We start from the raw sequence: 16,956 nt of genomic DNA, 5'->3' as shown, positions 1-16,956 counted from the left end.
CGTCCCGGGTGCAGCGCGCCGGTCAGGCCTCGAACTTGTAGCCCAGGCCGCGCACCGTGACGAGGTAGCGGGGGCTCGAGGGATCGGGCTCGATCTTGGAGCGCAGGCGCTTCACGTGCACGTCGAGGGTCTTGGTGTCCCCCACGTAGTCGGAGCCCCACACGCGGTCGATCAGCTGGCCGCGGGTGAGCACGCGCCCGGCGTTGCGCAACAGCATCTCCAGCAGCTCGAACTCCTTGAGCGGCAGGGACACCTGCTCGCCGTCCACGGAGACGACGTGCCGCTCGACGTCCATGCGCACGGGGCCGGCGCTGATGGTCGCCGACATCGGCTCCTCCTGGTCCCCCTGACGGCGCAGCACGGCGCGGACGCGGGCCACCAGCTCACGCGAGGAGTACGGCTTGGTCACGTAGTCGTCCGCCCCGAGCTCGAGGCCGACGACCTTGTCGATCTCCGAGTCCTTCGCGGTCAGCATGATCACGGGGACGTTGGAGCGCTGGCGCACCTGACGACACACCTCGGTGCCGGACATCCCCGGGAGCATCAGGTCCAGGAGGATCAGGTCCGCGCTGTCGCGCTCGAAGACGCTCAGCGCCTCGTTGCCGTCGGCGGCGACGGTGACCTCGAACCCCTCCTTCTCCAGGAGGTAGGACAGGGGGTCGCTGAACGACTCCTCGTCCTCCACGATCAGAATGCGGCTCATGCGCTCGTCTCCTTCCGGGTCGGGGGTGCGGCCGAGGCGGTCACCCGGTGACCGCGCCGCTCGGTGACGTGGGCGGCACCCGGCGCGCCGTCGACGGCGACACCGTCCCCCCACTCGGGCAGGCGGATGGTGAAGGTCGACCCGCGGCCCGGCTGGGACCAGAGGGTGACCTCCCCTCCGTGGTTGATGACGACGTGCTTGACGATGCTCAGCCCCAGGCCCGTGCCGCCCGTCTGACGCGACCGCGCCGCGTCCACGCGGTAGAAGCGTTCGAAGACCCGCTCCTGCTCCTCCGGGCTGATGCCGATGCCCTGGTCCGTGACGGTGACCTGCGCGAGCCCGTCCACGGAGCTCAGGCCGATGCCCACCGTGGTGCCCTCCGGGGAGTAGCGCACCGCGTTGTCCACCAGGTTGCGCACCGCGGTCATCAGCTGGTCCTGGTCCCCGTGCACCACCGCGTCCACGCGGCCGCCCACGCGCAGCGCGATGCCGCGGTCCTCGGCGGTCAGGCGCAGGCGGTCCACGGCGTCCGCGACGACGGCGTTGAGGTCCACAGGCCCTCCGTCCTGGACCACGTCCTTGGCCTGCAGCCGGGAGAACTCGATGATGTCCTGCACGAGGGCCGTGAGCCGGCGGGACTCGACGCCCAGCCGTGCGGCGAAGCGACGCACCGCCTCCTCGTCCTCCGCGGCGTCGCCGATGGCCTCGGAGAGCAGGGAGATGGCGCCCACCGGCGTCTTGAGCTCGTGCGAGACGTTGACGACGAAGTCGTGGCGCATGGCCTCGGTGCGGGTCACGTCCGTGCGGTCGTCGGCGAGGATCAGGATGTACTCCTCGTCCAGCGGGGCCACGCGCAGCTCGACGACGAGGCTCGACTGCCCGAGGGGTCCTCGGGGCAGCTCCATGCGGCGCTCGACGATGACGCCGTCGGCCCGCACGGTCCGCGTGAGCTCCCGCAGCTGGTCCTGGACGAGCGAGTGCCCCCGCACCAGGCCCAGGGCGTAGGCCGCGGGGTTCGCGCGCACCACGCCGTCGACGTCGTCCACCACCGCGTACGCGCGGCCGACCACGGAGAGGACCTCGGCGGCGCCCGGCGCCAGGGTGGGTTCGCCGACCGTCAGGTCCACCGTCCGCGAGCGCTCGGACGCCCGGAAGGCCAGCATGGAGGCCACTCCGGTGAACAGTCCGACCGCTCCGCACAGCAGGCCGATGATGACGGGATCCACGGCACCAGACTAGCCTCTGGCGGCCCGGAGACGGGCTGCCCCGGCCCCGCCAGACGCCGGACGATCGGCGTTCATGGGCCGTTCATCTTGCCCTGCCAGGGTGGACCGTTGCCCCGGGGAGTCGGGGTCGGCGGCGCACGGGCGTCGCCGGGGAGAGGAGACCATGCGCGAGCTCTACCGAGCCGACCTCGAACGGCTGGGCCGCGACCTGACCGAGATCGCCCGCCTCGTGCACCGCGCCATGATGGACGCGCAGGCCGCCCTCGAGGCGGCCGACGTGCACGGCGCCGAACGGGTCATCTCGGAGGACGCGCGGATCGACCAGCTGCAGGAGTCCCTCGACGAGCAGGCCGTGCGCATCCTGGCGCTGCAGGCGCCCGTGGCCACGGACCTGCGCACCGTCGTCGCCACGCTGCGGATGAGCTCCTCGCTCGAGCGCATGGGCGACCTCGCCCGCCACGTGGCCCAGCTGACCCGGCTGCGCTACCCCGAGCACGTCATCCCGGAACAGGTCCGGACCGTGATCACCGCGATGTGCGACGCCGCCGTGGAGGTGGCCGAGGAGGTCGTCCTGCTGCTCGAGACCCAGGACCTGGCGCACGGGGACCGGATCGACGCCCTCAACGAGGACGTCAACGCGCTGCACCTGTCCGTCTTCCGCGCGATCGCCGCCCCGGACTGGAGAGCGACGCCGGCCACCACCACGGACGTCACGCTGGCCTCGCGCTACCTCGAGCGGTTCACGGACCACGGCCTGTCCGTGGCCGCCAAGGTGCGCTACCTCGTCACGGGCGAGTGGGCGACCCACCGCCCGGACGCCACCGGCTCCTGACCGTCCCCGACGCCACGGGCCGGGCCCCCAGGCGGGGTCCCGGCCCGTCGTCGTCGGACGCGTCAGTGCGCGGAGCCCTGGGCGGCCACGGCGGCGGCGCCGGCCGCGGCGGCCTCCGGATCGAGGTAGCGGCCGTTCGCGGTGATCGGCTTGAAGTTCTGGTCCAGCTCGTAGACCAGCGGGATGCCCGTCGGGATGTTCAGGCCCGCGATGTCCTCGTCCGAGATGCCGTCCAGGTGCTTGACCAGCGCGCGCAGCGAGTTGCCGTGCGCGGCGATCAGCACGGTCTTGCCGGCCTTGAGGTCGGGCAGGACCTGCTCCTCCCAGTAGGGCAGCAGGCGGTCGATGACCTGCTTGAGGGCCTCGGTGCGGGGGGCGTCCTTGCCCAGGTCCGCGTAGCGCTCGTCGCCGACCTGGGAGAACTCGGAGTCGTCGTCCAGGGCGGGCGGCGGGGTGTCGAAGGACCGGCGCCAGACCATGAACTGCTCCTCGCCGAACTCCTCCTTCACCTGGGCCTTGTCCTTGCCCTGCAGGGCGCCGTAGTGGCGCTCGTTCAGGCGCCAGCTGCGCTTGACCGGGATCCACTGGCGATCCGCGGCCTCGAGGGCCAGGTTGGCCGTGGTGATGGCGCGCTTGAGCAGGGACGTGTGGACCACGTCCGGGCGGATGCCCTCCGCCTCCAGCAGCTCACCGCCGCCGGCGGCCTCGGCGCGCCCCTTCTCGGTCAGCGGGACGTCCACCCAGCCGGTGAACAGGTTCTTCTCGTTCCATTCGCTCTGACCGTGCCGCAGCAGGACCAGCGTGTACGTGGTGTTCGCCATGTCACCATCCTAGGCGGACCCGTCCCGCCGCTCCCCTACGCTGGAGCCCATGGTGGAGAAGGCCCGGCGGCTGCGCGCGCGCACGACGCCCGGCCCCGGCCCCGCCCGGGGACCGCAGGGCCACATCACCCGCGGCACGACGGCGGCGCAGCGGATGCGCCGGGTGGACCGCTGGCTCACGGACGTGCACGGCCCCCTGCTGCGGCGCACTCCCCGCCCACTGGCCGTGGACCTGGGCTTCGGCGCGGAGCCGGTGACCGCCGTCGAGATGGCCCAGCGGCTGCGCGTGCAGAACCCGGCCCTCGAGCTGGTGGGCCTCGAGATCGACCCCGCTCGGGTGGCCCGGGCCCGGGAGCGGGCCGGCGACCTGCCGGGGGTCACCTGGGCGGTCGGCGGCTTCGAGCTGCCCGTGCCGCGGCCGCCCACCGTGGTGCGCGCGTTCAACGTGCTGCGCCAGTACCGGGAGGAGGACGTGCCCGCGATCTGGTCCCTGCTGTGCGCGGGGCTCGCCGACGACGGCGTCCTCGTGGAGGGCACCTGCTCCGAGGACGGCCGGCGGGCGGCCTGGGTGGACCTGCGTCGGGACGGGCCCGCGAGCCTGACCGTGGCCCTCAGGCTGGGGTCCTTCGCCCGCCCCTCGGACGTGGCGGCGCGCCTGCCGAAGGTCCTCATCCACCGGCACGTACCCGGCGAGCCCGTCCATCGGCTCCTGGCGGAGGCCGACGCCGCGTGGGCCGCGCACGCCCCGCTCGCGGCCTACGGGACGCGGCAGCGGTGGCTGGCGACGGTCGGCACGCTCCGCGCGGCGGGCTGGCCCGTGCTGGGCGGCCCGCACCAGTGGCGGCGCGGGGAGCTGAGCGTGCGCTGGGCGGCGGTGGCGCCGTCGTCATGAGGGCGGCGCCGACGGCGCGGGACCCTCAGCGGCGCAGGGCCGGGCCCATGTCCTGGCGGGGGCCGGCGAGGTAGACGCACGCCACGCACGCGGCCACGAGGCCGAACATGCCCATCCCGCCGCCGGCGAGCACGCCGAGGAGCCCGACGACGGCGGCGACGCCGGTGAGGATAAGCCAGAAGCTCCTGTCCCGGCCCCCGATGCGGGCGAAGTCGTCGGGGCGGCGCCGGACGACGTCCACCAGCGCCCAGACCTCGAGCCCGAGCGCGGCGATCGCCAGGACGCGGAACAGCCAGTGGTCGACGAGCAGGGCGAAGTGCATGGGGGCGCTCATGCCGGTCAGTCTAGGCGGTCGGCCCGGCCGGGTTCCCTCCCCGTCCGGGGCGGCGTCTAGGCTCGAGGCGTGAGCACCCAGACCGAGCATCGCGGCCTGTTCGTCGCCGTCGAGGGACCGGACGGATCCGGCAAGTCCACCCAGGCCCGCGCCCTGACCGAGGCCCTGCGCGCCGCGGGCCACGAGGTGGTGCTCACGCGCGAGCCCGGCGGCTCGGACCTGGGCGAGACGCTGCGAGAGCTGCTGCTGGACCCCGGGCACGCCCCCGTGGACCCCCGCACCGAGGCGCTGCTGTTCGCCGCGGCCCGGTCCGCCCACGCCGTCCGCACGCTGCGCCCCGCGCTGGCCCGGGGCGCCGTCGTCGTCACGGACCGGTATGTGGACTCGTCCGTGGCCTACCAGGGCGCGGCGCGCGGGCTGGGCGAGGCGCGGATCGCCGCCCTGAACGAGTGGGCCACGGACGGCCTCGTCCCCGATCTGACGGTGCTGATCGACGTGGACGCGGCCACCGCCGCGGACCGGCGTGACCGGCGCGCGGCGGGGGGCGAGGGCACCCCCGACCGCATGGAGCGGGAGACGGCGGACCGGCACGAGGCCCTGCGCGCCGCCTTCCTCGCGCGCGCGGCGGCCGCGCCCGAGCGGTACCTCGTGCTCGACGGCGCGCTGCCGCCGCAGGAGCTCACCGCCCGCGCGCTGGCCCGCGTCACCGCCCAGGCGGCCGACCGATGACGGCCCCCGCCCCCGCCGTGTTCGCGGACCTCGCGGGCCAGGAGGCCGCGGTGGCCCAGCTGCGCCGCGCCGCGGCCGAGGACCGTCCCACCCACGCCTGGATGTTCACGGGCCCGCCCGGCTCCGGCCGGTCGACGGCGGCGCGTGCGTTCGCCGCGGCCCTGCAGTGCGAGGTCGCGGACCCGGCGGCGCGCGGCTGCGGCGAGTGCCACGCGTGCCGCACCGTCCTCGGCGGCACCCACCCGGACGTGACCGTGCTGGCCACCGAGGCGGTGAGCTATCGGATCGAGGACGTCCGCGCCCTCGTGGAGGCCGGCCAGTCCACCCCCGCCACCGGGCGCTGGCGGATCTTCCTCATGGAGGACGCGGACCGCATGACGGAGCGCGCCACGAACGTGCTCCTCAAGGCCATCGAGGAGCCGCCGGCCCGCACGATCTGGATGCTGTGCACCCCGTCCCCCGCGGACGTGCTCCCCACCGTCCGCTCCCGCTGCCGGCTGATCACGCTGAGCATCCCCGCCGTGGAGCAGGTGGCGGAGCTGCTGCACCGCCGCGACGGGCTGGACCGCGAGACGGCGCTCACCACCGCCCGGATCTCCCAGTCGCACGTGGGCATGGCCCGCCGCCTCGCGCGGGACCCGGAGGCCCTCGAACGCCGCGAGCGCATCCTCTCCCTGCCGCTCCAGGCCACCGCCGTCTCCGACGCGATGGCCCTGGCCGCCACGTTGGCCGAGGTGTCCAAGGCCGAGGCCGAGTCCGCCGCCGAAGCCCGGGACGCCGAGGAGCTCGAGGCACTGCGCCGCTCCCTGGGCCTCGAGCCCGGCGAGCCCGTCCCGCCCAAGCTCCGCCACCACGTCAAACGGCTCGAGGAGGACCAGACCCGCCGGCGGCGCCGCGCCGTCCGGGACTCGCTGGACCGGGCCATGATCGACGTCATGGGCCTGTTCCGGGACGTGCTGCGCGTGCAGCTGGGGGCCGACGGCGAGCTCATCAACGAGCACCGTCGGGACGAGATCGAGGCGTACGCCCGCGGCACCGCCGGCGACTCGGCCGAGGTGCTCGCCCGGATCGACGCCGTCACCACGGCCCGGGAGCGCATCGCCGCCAACGTGCCGGAGCAGCTGGCCCTCGAAGCCATGATGCTGGCGCTGCTGCCCCGCCGGGTGCGCACCCCGCGACGTCGCTGAGCGGCCGCGCGGGGCGGGCCGGCGCCGGCTCAGCGGGTGCGGACCACCAGGTCCGGCACGTCGGCCAGGCCCGGCACCACCCGGTCCGCGCCCGCCGCCAGCAGGACGTCGTCCGCGTCGCGACCCGTGCGCACGCCGACCACGAGTCCGGCCCCCGCGCGGCGCCCGGCCGTCATGTCCTCCGCGGTGTCCCCGACCACGAGGACGCTGCGGACGTCGTCGTGGTCGAGACCGAGCAGGGCGGTGAGGATCATGTCCGGGTGGGGGACGCCGCGGCCGGCGTCGTCCGGGGAGAGGCTCAGATCCGCCAGGCCCATCCACCCCAGCGACTCGAGGATCATGTTCTGGGTGTGGCGGGCGTAGCCGGTGCAGAGGCACACGTGGAGGCCGAGGGCGCGCAGGCGGACGAGCGCCTCCTCCGCGCCCGGGACGGCCCGGACGCCGTGCTCGGCCAGCAGCGCGTCGAAGGCCGCCTCGAACGTGCGGGTCGCCGCCGCGGCCACCGCCCGGTCGGCGAACACGCGGGGGAACACGGCCGTGCGCGAGGTGGGCCGGAGCGCGCGGAACCGCCGAGCGGCGTCGTCGTGCTCCGGCGTGCCCGCCGGGACGCCGTGCTGGTCCAACGTGCGGGCGAACGCCGTGTCCTGGAGCCCGTGCTCCACGATGGACGTGCCGGACATGTCCACCACGGCCAGGCGGAGGGGCGCGGCTGACGAGGCCGCGGCGGGGGGTGCCGGGGTGCGAGGGGCGTGGGGCAGGCTCATGCGTCTCCCGTCGACGGTGTGTGCCCACCAGGGAACCGTCCCCGTCTGGCCGCGGCGTGGCCTGGGGGTGAACGCCTGCGGAAGGCGCGGGCCACAGTCGGTGGCCCGCGCGCCCGGCCGTGCGGTGGAATCGGGGCCGCGAAACCGGTATGCTCGTCAGCCGTGGCCGTTCACGGTCCGTGCCTCCTTAGCTCAGCTGGCCAGAGCAGCTCCCTCGTAAAGAGCAGGTCGCCGGTTCGAATCCGGCAGGGGGCTCCCCCGGACCCCGCCGCGTGATCACGCGGCGGGGTCCTCTCGTCTTCGGGCCGGCCGTCCGGGGCGCGCCGCCGTCAGAGCCCGGCTCCCAGCTCCTCCGCCCGGTCCAGGTGGCCGAGGGTGCGTTCGGCGTGCCGGCCGACCGACTCCGCCGAGCCCTGGCCGAGCCGGTACAGGGCGAGGGCCTGGGCGGTGGCGGCCAGCTCGTGTGCGGCGCGGGAGAGCTCACGGTGGACGTCGGCGGCCTCGGCCGGGATGTGCTCGCCGTCGCCCTCGTGGTCCCGGTGCAGGCGGACGCACAGGGCACGGACCGCGGGGAGCCGTTCCGTGAGGACGTTGCCGGCGTGGACCACGCCGTTGCGCTCCTCGTGGCTCAGCACGTCCGTGCCCCGCTGGCCCTCCAGCACCTGCCAGTAGCGGTCCAGGGCCCGGCTGAGTCGGTCGTGGGCACGGCGCCACAGCCCCGTGCCGAGCTCGCGGTCGTCGGCACGCTCCTGACGGAAGCGTGCGAAGGGCCCCCTCATGCGCGGTCGCCGGACGGCCGGCGCGCGTCGGCGGGGTCGGTGACGAGCACGACCTTGCCCGTGCGGGTGGCGGAGTCGAACCAGTCGAACGCCTCGGCGGCCTCGGCGAGCGGGAAGCACGCCCCGACGCTCGCGTCGATGCGGCCCGCCGCCACCAGGGGCCACACGGCACGTTCGGCCGCGGCCACGATCCCGGCCTTGTCCACGACCGAGCGGGAGCGGAGCGTCGCCCCCGTGAGCCAGCCGCGCTTGACCACCAGCTTCATGATGTTGAAGTCCTCCGGGACGGCGCCGCCCTGGACCGCGAGCGTCACGATGCGTCCCTCGGGGGCGAGCGCGGACACGTTGGGCGCCAGATACGGGCCGCCGACGACGTCGAGGATGACATCCGCGCCGTGGCCGTCCGTGACCTCCTTGACCCACGGGGCGAAGGCACCGGACTCGGCGGCGCGGTGGTCGAACATGTGCTCGGCGCCCAGCCGCCGACCGAGTGCCACCTTCTCCGGGCCGCCGGCGGTGCCCAGCACCCGTGCACCGAGCGCGGCGAGGAACTGGACGGCGAAGGAGCCGATGCCGCCGGTGGCGCCGTGCACGAGCACCCGGTCCCCGGCCTGCACGCCCGCCCGGCCCACGAGCGTCGAGTGCACCGTGCAGGCGACCTCCGGCAGGGCCGCCGCCTCGACGAGGCCGACGCCGTCGGGGACGGCCATGAGCTGGCCCGCCGGCACGGCGACGTACTCGGCGAAGCCGCCGCCGGCCAGGAGCGCGCACACCCGGTCACCGACGGCGAACCGCCCCTCACCCGGCATCCCGGCCTCGGGTCCCAGCGCCGCCACGGTGCCGGAGACCTCGAGTCCGGGGATCTCGGAGGCGCCGCGCGGCGGCGGATAGCGGCCCTCGCGCTGCGCGATGTCCGCGCGGTTGAGACCCGCGGCGGCCACGTGCACCAGCACCTCGCCCGGGCCGGGGTCCGGCACGGGCTCGTGGCCCACGCGGACGACGCCGTTGTCGCCGGCGCCGGTGAATCGCACGGCGCGCATCTGTGCGGGGACGTCCATGGGGGTCTCCTCCTCTGGTCGGGGGTCGAGGGTCGAGGGTCCATCCTCGCGCGCGGGGGCCGGACTCGCCACCGGTCGCCCGCCGGGCCACGGGCTAGAGTGGGTCCTCGACGCGGCGGCCCACGCCGTCGCGGTCAGGCCCGGGATGGTTGTCCGAGCGGCCGAAGGAGCCGGTCTTGAAAACCGGTGCGCGGTGACCCCGTGCCGAGGGTTCGAATCCCTCACCATCCGCGTGCACACGACGAGAGGCGGGGGGGGGGGGGGCCCCCCCCCCCGGGGGGGCCCCCCCCCCCCCCCGGGGGGGGGGGGGGCCCCCCACCCCCCCCCCGCCCCCCCCCCGGGCCGCGGGGGGGCCGCCCCCCCCCCCCCCCCGCCTCTCGTTCACCTGGAGGCCACCTGGATGTGATGGACTCCGCGCGTCACCCCGCCGTCCACCGGCGGCGCACCTCTGTCATCACGCATCCCGGGGAGAGCCATGCCCAGCCTGTTCCGCCGCCGTGCCGTCACCACGGCCGCCTGCACCGTCCTCGTCCTCGCGCCCGCGAGCGCGGCGCCCGCCCTCGCCGTCGAGACGGCCGCCGCGGACGAGACCACCATCTCGATCCTGTCCTTCAACGACTTCCACGGCGCGCTGTCCGCGGACTACATCGGCACGCAGTTCGCGGACACCGTGGAGGACTACCGCACCGCGTTCGAGGCCGAGCACGGCGCCGGCTCCACGCTGCTGACCAGCGCCGGCGACCTGATCGGCGGCTCGAAGTCCGTGTCCAACGTGCAGCAGGACAACCCGACGATCGACGTGATGAACGCGCTCGGCCTGGACGCGCTCACCGCCGGCAACCACGAGTTCGACAAGGGCCTGGACGACCTGCAGGGCCGCGTGGAGTCCCGGGCCCAGTTCCCGGTGCTCTCCGCCAACCTGGTGGACCCGACGACCAAGGAGCCCGTCCTCACCTCGCACGCCGTCTTCGACGTCCACGGCGTGCGCGTCGCGGTCATCGGCGCCTCCCCCAACGAGCTGTACGCGACCACCACCGGCGCGGGCCTGAAGGGCAACGAGGTCCTCGACGAGGTCGCCGCCGTGAACGCGGTCGCGGACGAGCTGGAGGCCCAGGACGCCGCCGACGTGATCGTGGCCTCGTACCACGACGGCGCCGCCGGCGCGGGCGAGCTGGCCGCCGAGCGGGCGGCCCGGGCCGAGTTCGACCGCATCGTCGGCGAGACCTCCTCCGCCGTGGACGTCATCTTCAACGCCCACACCCACCAGCTCTACCAGTACGACGCCGCGGCCGGCGGCGCCCACCGCCCCGTGATCCAGGCGGGCGCCTCCGGCAGCCACCTGGCCGCCGTCGAGCTGACCGTGGGCGCCGACGGCGAGGTCACCGGGCTCACCCCGCGCCTGCTGGCCCGGTCCACGCAGGCCCCCGCCGAGGCCGCCGCGGAATCCCCCGTCACCGCCCAGGTGTACGCGATCGAGCAGGAGGCCGTCGCGGTCTTCGAGGACCTGCAGGGCGAGGTCGTGGCCGACCTGTCCGCCTCCATCACCACCGACTACCAGAAGCTCATCGACGCCGGCGGCTCCTGGAAGGCCGGCGGCACGCGCGCCGCCGAGACCACCCTGGGCACCTGGGTGGGCGACGCCGTCAAGCGCGCCGCCGAGCAGGCGAACCCCGAGGTGGACCTCGGCGTGACCAACCCCGGCGGCCTGCGCTCCGAGCTGCTGACGGACCGCTTCACCGACGGCGGCGCGTTCCCGACCAAGCCGGCCGACCTCGTCGGTCGCCTCACCCTGGGCGAGCTGCTCGACATGGCGCCGTTCGGCAACACCATCACCTACTTCGACATCCCGGGCTCCTCCATCAAGCTGGCCCTCGAGGAGAACTGGCGGAACGACGTGCGCAAGTTCACCCTCGGCTGGTCCGAGGAGCTGACCTGGACCTACGACGAGTCCCGCCCGCAGGGGGACAAGGTGACCGGCGTGTGGATCGACGGCGAGCCGCTCCAGGCGGACCGCATGTACACGGTCGCCAGCCAGTCGTTCCTGTCCGACGACACCTGGACGACGCTCGGGGACCCGACCAAGGCCCCCGACGGCTACACCGCCTTCGCGACCGGCCGCCAGAACTTCGTGAACATGGGCCTGTTGGACTCCCAGGCGATCACGGACTACGCCCGCGCCCAGGACGCGGCCCGCGGCGCCGTCGCCCCGGACTTCGGCAAGAACGGCGTGCCGGTCACCGACGCCCCCGCCTCGGTCGAGGCCGGGCAGGCCGTCGGCCTGACCCTCGGGGACCTCGTGGTGGACTCCGACGGCGCCCCCGCGGCGACCGCGGTCGACGTCGCCTTCCGCACGGCCGGCGGCGCCGAGACCGCCCTGGGCACCGTGGCCGTCCCCGCGGGCTCCGAGACCGTCACGCTCTCCGGGATCACCGCCCCCGCCGCCGCGGGCACGGGCGAGCTCGTGATGACCGTGCGCTACGCCGACGGCAGCACGACCGTGGTGCGCCATGCCCTCGAGGTCACCGCGGCCCCGACCCCCACCGAGCCGGAGCAGCCCGCCCCGACCCACCCGGGCAAGGGTCATGGCAAGGGTCATGGCAAGGGCCATGACAAGGGCGCCGACCACCCGGGCAAGGGCCGCGTGAAGGGCGAGGACCACCCGGGCAAGGGCCGCGGCGTGCAGCGCGGCGCCGCCACGCACCCCGTCTTCTCCGCCCATGCCTGGCTGACCGCCGCGGGCCTGTCGCGCTGACCCATCGAGAACGAGACCGAGGACGACATGACCCCCCTGCCCCGCTTCGCCGCGCGCACCGCGGTGACCACCGCCGCCCTGGCCCTGCTCGCCCCCGCTGTGGCCCTGCCCTCCCAGGCCAGCCCGGCCGGCGACTCCCTCGTCATCAACGAGGCGTACACCAACGGCGGCTCCGCGAACGCCGTGTACACCCACAAGTTCGTGGAGCTCTACAACCCCACCGACCAGCCGATCAGCCTCGACGGCTGGTCCCTGCAGTACCGCTCCGCCGCCGGCACGGCCGCGACCCAGGGCACGGTCGCACTGTCCGGCACGGTGCCCGCGAAGGGCCACTTCCTGGTCTCCGGCGGCTCCAACGGCACCGCGGGCGCCGCCCTGCCGCAGGCGGACCTCGTGGCCGGCGGGGCGTTCAACCCCGCGGGCACCAAGGGCACGATCGTGCTCGCGCGCCAGACGGGCACCGTGACGGACCTGCCGGTCGGCTCCGTGGTGACCGGCCAGGTGCCGGGCGTCGCGGACGTGCTCGGCTACGGAGCCACGAACACCTTCGAAACGGCGGCTGCCGGCGCCCCCTCGGCCAACTCGGACCCGAAGTCCCTCACCCGCACGAACGGCGTGGACACGGACGACAACAGCGCCGACTTCACCGTCACCGACCAGGTCACCCCGACCAACGCCGCCGCCACCGGCGGCGAGCCGACCCCGGAGCCCGAGCCGCAGCCGACCCCGGCCGAGCGGATCACCATCGCCCAGCTCCAGGGCACCGGCACGGCCACCCCGTACGCCGGGCGCCAGGTGACCACCACCGGCGTCGTCACCGCCGTGTACTCCACGGGCGGCTACGACGGCTACTACATCCAGACCGCCGGCACCGGCGGCGACACCCCCGACGCCACCCCGGGCGCCTCCGACGGCGTGTTCGTGTACTCGCCGGACACGGTCGGCTCCGTGACGCTCGGCGACCACGTCCAGGTCACGGGCGAAGCGGCCGAGCACTACGGCCTCACGCAGATCAAGGTCGCCGCCGGCGGCGTGCTGCCGGTCGCCGAGCCCGGCGCCGTGGCCCCCACGCCGGTGGAGTTCCCGCTGGAGGAGGCCGACCGTGAGGCGCTCGAGGGCATGGTCCTCGCCCCGCAGGGCGACTGGACGGTCACGGACAACTACTCCCTCAACCAGTACGGCTCCCTCGGCATCGTCCCCGGCACCACGCCGCTGGACAACCCGACGTCGGTGGCGCTGCCCGGCGCCGAGGCCCAGGCCGTCGCGGCCGCCAACGCGCAGCAGCTGATCGTGCTCGACGACGGGGCCACCACGAACTTCATGCGCTCGCCGGGCAACCAGAACCCGCTGCCGTATCTGGACGCGGACCAGCCGGTGCGTGTGGGCGCGGGCCTGGAGTTCACCACCGGAGTCATCCTCGACTGGCGCTTCGACGCGTGGTCCTTCCAGCCGCTGGGCCACCTCACCGACGCCACGGCGGCCGCCGTCCAGCCCGTGACGATCGAGGACACCCGCCCGGCCGAGGCCGCCCCCGAGGCGGTCGGCGGCAACGTCACCGTCGGCAGCTTCAACGTGCTCAACTACTTCACGACCCTGGGCCAGGACGTGGCCGGCTGCAGCGCCTACCGCGACCGCGCCGGCACCCCCGTCACCACGAACGGCTGCCTGCCGCGCGGCGCCTACACCTCCGAGGCGTTCGCCCGCCAGCAGGAGAAGATCGCGGCCGCGATCAACGGCCTCGGCACCTCGGTGGTCGCGCTCGAGGAGATCGAGAACTCCGAGAAGTTCGGCCTCGACCGGGACCACGCGCTGGCCCACCTCGTGGAGGCCCTCAACGCGCAGGCCGGCGAGCAGCGCTGGGCCTTCGTCGCCTCCCCGGCCGAGCGCCCGGCGCTCGCGGACGAGGACGTCATCCGCTCCGCGTTCATCTACCAGCCGGCCGAGGTCACCCCGGTGGGCGAGTCGGTGATCCTGGACGACCAGACGAACTTCGACAACGCACGCGAGCCAATGGCGCAGCTGTTCCGCGCCGCCGACGGCACGTCCGAGGGGGCGGCCGGCACCGAGTTCGTGGCGATCACCAACCACTTCAAGTCCAAGGGCGGCTCCGGTGCGACCGGGGGCAACGTGGACGCGGGCGACGGCCAGGGCGCGTACAACGCGGACCGCGTGGGCCAGGCCGAGGCCCTCGTGGCCTTCGCCGAGCGCATGAAGGCCGAGACCGGCACCGACCGCGTCCTGCTGATGGGCGACTTCAACGCCTACGAGAAGGAGGACCCGATCCGCGTGCTCGAGGCGGCCGGGTACGTCTCGCAGGGCGCGCTCACGGGCGAGTACTCGTACGCGTTCGGCGGCGCCGTCGGCAGCCTGGACGGGATCTACGCCTCGCCGTCGGCGGCGACGGCGATCACCGGCCAGGACATCTGGATGATCAACGCGAACGAATCCGTGGCCCTGGAGTACTCGCGCCACAACTACGTGGCCGAGGACCTGTACTCCGCGGACCAGTGGCGGTCCTCGGACCACAACCCGATCCTGGTGGGCCTCCAGCTCGACGCGCCCGTGACCGAGCCGACCCCGGAGCCGGAGCCGGAGCCCTCCCCGGGCGAGACCTGCGACGGCGTGACCGATCCGCGCGGCGTGCCGGGCAAGCCCGCGAACTCCGTGCGCGAGTGGCTGCGCTGCGTGGGCGCGACCCCGGGCCACGGCGGTGACCACCCGGGCAAGGGCCACGGCCCGGAGCACCCCGGCAAGGGCCGCGGGCCGGCCCGTCCCTGACGGGGCGCGGGGCGCCGCCCCCGGCATGACGACGGCGGGTCCGTCCGGGATCCACCCGGGCGGCCCCGCCGTCGTCGTGGGGGCTCAGCCGGCGAGCACGGCCGCCGCGGCGGCGTCGGCGTCGGCGAGGAAGAGGGCACGTCCGGTCGGATCGGCCCCGGCCTCGGCCGCGATCGCGGTGCCCCACTGCACGCCCGAGAGCTGCAGGCCCAGCACGAACACGTCCGCGTGGGCCGTGCCGTCCGCGGCCCGCAGCCGGTACGGGCGGGCCGTGACGTCAAAGCCGGTGGCGGGCACGCGCACGCCCTCCTCGTCCTCCCACGTCCCGGCCGCGGCGACGCCGTCCGCCAGCATCTGACGGACCAGCGGGGAGGCGGCGGCCTGCACGCGGTTGGGCGGCATCATCGCCTCCACCAGCCAGGCCCCCTCGACGACGGCGGGCCCCAGCGAGTCCTGCGCTCCCACCTGGGGGCTGTGGGCGGTGAACCCGTGGTCCTCGGCCTCGACCACGGGCGCGGGGCCGGCCCAGGTGAGCAGGCCGGCCCGGTGCACCGCCAGCATCTGCTCGACGCGCCACAGGGGCGGGCCGGAGGCGAGGCCCTCGACCAGCGGCTCGAACCAGCCCTGGACGTCCCGGATGCGGGAGGCCTCGGCGATCCGACCCTCGGCGATCCACGCCTTGATCCGCAGTCGGCCGGCATGGAGCGCGCCGACGGCCATCATGAACGGGGACTCCTCCCCGAGGGCGGCCTCCACGCAGGCCTGCTCCATGAAGTCCGCGACGGCCCGCTGATAGTCCTCATGGGAGGCGAACACGGCGTCCTCGAACGGGGATCCATAGGCCAGGATGTCGAGGAAGCGGCGGCCGGGGGCGTACCGCTGGAGGAGCTCCTCGGCGTGCGCGGAGGTCACGGGGGCGCCGCGGCCGGCCTCCTCGAGCTGGCCGACGAGCTCCCCGAGGAACCGGCGCGCCTCGACGGGGCCGCCGAGCATCTCGGGCTGGGCCCGGACGAGCGTGGCGTAGTAGTGCCGGACCACGTCGCGGTGCAGCAGCGGCCAGAGGTGCTCGGCGAGGTCCAGGGCCCCGTGCCGGGCGGCGAGGGCGTCCACGGCGGCGTCGGAGAGGTAGCTGAGGGTGACGCCGCGGGGCACGAAGGCGTCCACCTCCGCCTTGGGCAGGTACGGGATGCCGCGGCGGGACATCAGGTGCAGGCGCGGCTCGTCCCCCGACGGCTCGTACCGCAGGGCCCGGCCGGGTCCGTCGCCGGTGCGGCGGTACACCCCGCCCCGGCCCTGGGTGAGCTGGGCCAGCAGGTCGAACGCGTTCAGGCCCATGCCCCGCACGAGGACGTCCGCCCCGGCCTCCACGGTCTCCCAGTCCACGTCCGAGGGGATCTGCGGGCCCTGGTAGTGCAGCTCGTCCCGGCCCCGCGCGGCGGCGGCCATCCGGTTCTGGCCGGGGCTGAGCTCCGCCGGCTGATGGCCCAGGCAGAGCACGACGGCGTCCGCGTCGAGCGCGGCGACCGCGCCGTCGGCGTCCCGCAGCTCCAGGCGGGCACCGCCGTCGGGCCGGGGGTGCAGGGCGGTGGCCTCGACGCGGTGCTCGACGACCTCGACGACCTCGGGGCGGGCGCGCAGCCCCGCGACGACGTCCTTGTACAGGTGCCGGAGGTAGCGCCCGTAGACCGCTCGGGCCGGGTACTGGTGGCGGCGCACGCCGAGGCTGGCCTCCGGGTGCACGCGACGCCACTGGTCGAAGGTCTGCGCGGCGGTGGAGGGGCGCAGACCGGGGTTGTCGGCGGCGCACGCGGTCGGGAAGAACGCGGGGGTGTTCATGAGGTACAGCTCGGACTGGTCCGTGCGCCACACCCGCCCTGGCCCGGGCGGATAGGGGTCCACGACGTCGATGCGCAGCCGCCGGGGGTGTGCGTCCGGGGCCGCGCCCTCGAGTCGGGCGAGGATCCGCTCCAGCAGCATGACGCCGCGGGGGCCGGCTCCCACCACTGCGAGGCGGCGATCGGCCACCAGGGGCTGGGACATGGGGCCTCCACTCTCCTCGGGATCGTTTTCACGCCTGCGGCGCGCGTATTCCACACAATAT

General features: G+C 74.9%; 14 protein-coding genes and 2 tRNA genes. 8 read left to right on the top strand and 8 right to left on the bottom strand.

The genetic code is table 11. From position 1 onward, the window contains the following. Positions 1-22: 22 nt before the first annotated feature. Entirely contained in the window at positions 23-703 is a 681-nt protein-coding gene (locus ABIB16_RS07870) for a response regulator (RefSeq protein WP_041104721.1), read from the bottom strand. Then, positions 700-1,929 carry a sensor histidine kinase gene (locus ABIB16_RS07865; protein ID WP_036316036.1) on the bottom strand — a complete coding sequence of 410 codons (1,230 nt, stop codon included), beginning with the start codon at positions 1,927-1,929 and terminating at the stop codon, positions 700-702. The genes ABIB16_RS07870 and ABIB16_RS07865 overlap by 4 nt, the downstream gene beginning before the upstream one ends. A 163-nt stretch (positions 1,930-2,092) precedes the next feature. On the opposite strand from ABIB16_RS07865, the gene phoU reads away from it, so the two are divergent. Further along, a complete protein-coding gene (phoU, locus tag ABIB16_RS07860; protein ID WP_044658511.1) occupies positions 2,093-2,761 on the top strand; it encodes a phosphate signaling complex protein PhoU in 669 nt (222 codons plus the stop codon). A 62-nt stretch (positions 2,762-2,823) separates the two neighbouring features. On the opposite strand, the gene ABIB16_RS07855 is transcribed toward phoU, so the two are convergent. Continuing rightward, the gene (locus ABIB16_RS07855) at positions 2,824-3,582 is read right to left on the bottom strand and encodes a phosphoglyceromutase (protein ID WP_044658510.1); all 759 of its coding nucleotides are present in this window, start codon (positions 3,580-3,582) and stop codon (positions 2,824-2,826) included. Positions 3,583-3,631: 49 nt separating this feature from the next. Between ABIB16_RS07855 and ABIB16_RS07850 the strand changes: the two genes are divergently transcribed. Next, positions 3,632-4,474, top strand: coding sequence for a hypothetical protein (locus ABIB16_RS07850; protein WP_044658509.1), 843 nt, complete (start codon positions 3,632-3,634; stop codon positions 4,472-4,474). Positions 4,475-4,499: 25 nt separating this feature from the next. Here the strand turns inward: ABIB16_RS07850 and ABIB16_RS07845 are convergent, their stop codons facing one another. Then, complete coding sequence (locus ABIB16_RS07845) at positions 4,500-4,796, bottom strand: DUF2516 family protein (RefSeq protein ID WP_036384680.1); 297 nt, start codon at positions 4,794-4,796, stop codon at positions 4,500-4,502. An 81-nt stretch (positions 4,797-4,877) separates the two neighbouring features. Here ABIB16_RS07845 and tmk point away from each other — a divergent pair, with 81 nt between their 5' ends. Continuing rightward, complete coding sequence (tmk, locus tag ABIB16_RS07840) at positions 4,878-5,537, top strand: dTMP kinase (protein ID WP_002858064.1); 660 nt, start codon at positions 4,878-4,880, stop codon at positions 5,535-5,537. After that, on the top strand, positions 5,534-6,724 hold the full coding sequence (locus ABIB16_RS07835; protein WP_036384674.1) for a DNA polymerase III subunit delta': 1,191 nt from the start codon (positions 5,534-5,536) through the stop codon (positions 6,722-6,724). The genes tmk and ABIB16_RS07835 overlap by 4 nt, the downstream gene beginning before the upstream one ends. A 29-nt stretch (positions 6,725-6,753) precedes the next feature. Here ABIB16_RS07835 and ABIB16_RS07830 read toward each other — a convergent pair whose 3' ends face one another. Beyond that, complete coding sequence (locus tag ABIB16_RS07830) at positions 6,754-7,488, bottom strand: HAD family hydrolase (RefSeq protein WP_044658508.1); 735 nt, start codon at positions 7,486-7,488, stop codon at positions 6,754-6,756. Between the two features lie 181 nt (positions 7,489-7,669). Here ABIB16_RS07830 and ABIB16_RS07825 point away from each other — a divergent pair. Continuing rightward, positions 7,670-7,743, top strand: a tRNA-Thr gene (locus ABIB16_RS07825). Positions 7,744-7,817: 74 nt separating this feature from the next. On the opposite strand, the gene ABIB16_RS07820 is transcribed toward ABIB16_RS07825, so the two are convergent. Continuing rightward, on the bottom strand, positions 7,818-8,267 hold the full coding sequence (locus tag ABIB16_RS07820; RefSeq protein ID WP_044658507.1) for a hypothetical protein: 450 nt from the start codon (positions 8,265-8,267) through the stop codon (positions 7,818-7,820). Next, positions 8,264-9,325 (bottom strand): NAD(P)H-quinone oxidoreductase, encoded by a 1,062-nt coding sequence (locus tag ABIB16_RS07815; protein ID WP_002858060.1) that lies wholly within the window; start codon positions 9,323-9,325, stop codon positions 8,264-8,266. Before ABIB16_RS07815 ends, ABIB16_RS07820 begins: the two co-directional genes overlap by 4 nt. A 143-nt stretch (positions 9,326-9,468) precedes the next feature. Between ABIB16_RS07815 and ABIB16_RS07810 the strand changes: the two genes are divergently transcribed. The 3 genes from ABIB16_RS07810 to ABIB16_RS07800 all read left to right on the top strand — a co-directional run bounded on the left by ABIB16_RS07810 (position 9,469) and on the right by ABIB16_RS07800 (position 14,855). Next, a tRNA-Ser gene (locus ABIB16_RS07810) sits at positions 9,469-9,556 on the top strand. A 244-nt stretch (positions 9,557-9,800) separates the two neighbouring features. After that, entirely contained in the window at positions 9,801-12,077 is a 2,277-nt protein-coding gene (locus ABIB16_RS07805) for a bifunctional metallophosphatase/5'-nucleotidase (protein WP_354436181.1), read from the top strand. Between the two features lie 27 nt (positions 12,078-12,104). Next, positions 12,105-14,855 carry an ExeM/NucH family extracellular endonuclease gene (locus ABIB16_RS07800; RefSeq protein WP_354436180.1) on the top strand — a complete coding sequence of 917 codons (2,751 nt, stop codon included), beginning with the start codon at positions 12,105-12,107 and terminating at the stop codon, positions 14,853-14,855. Positions 14,856-14,939: 84 nt separating this feature from the next. Here the strand turns inward: ABIB16_RS07800 and ABIB16_RS07795 are convergent, their stop codons facing one another. Continuing rightward, the gene (locus ABIB16_RS07795) at positions 14,940-16,895 is read right to left on the bottom strand and encodes an FAD/NAD(P)-binding protein (protein WP_354436178.1); all 1,956 of its coding nucleotides are present in this window, start codon (positions 16,893-16,895) and stop codon (positions 14,940-14,942) included. Positions 16,896-16,956 lie beyond the last annotated feature (61 nt).

The organism is Micrococcus sp. UYEF5 (assembly GCF_040546065.1).
GTDB classification, from domain to species: domain Bacteria; phylum Actinomycetota; class Actinomycetes; order Actinomycetales; family Micrococcaceae; genus Micrococcus; species Micrococcus luteus.
The sequence above is the reverse complement of the archived record's forward strand: the minus strand, read 5'-3'. Positions and strand labels throughout refer to the sequence as shown.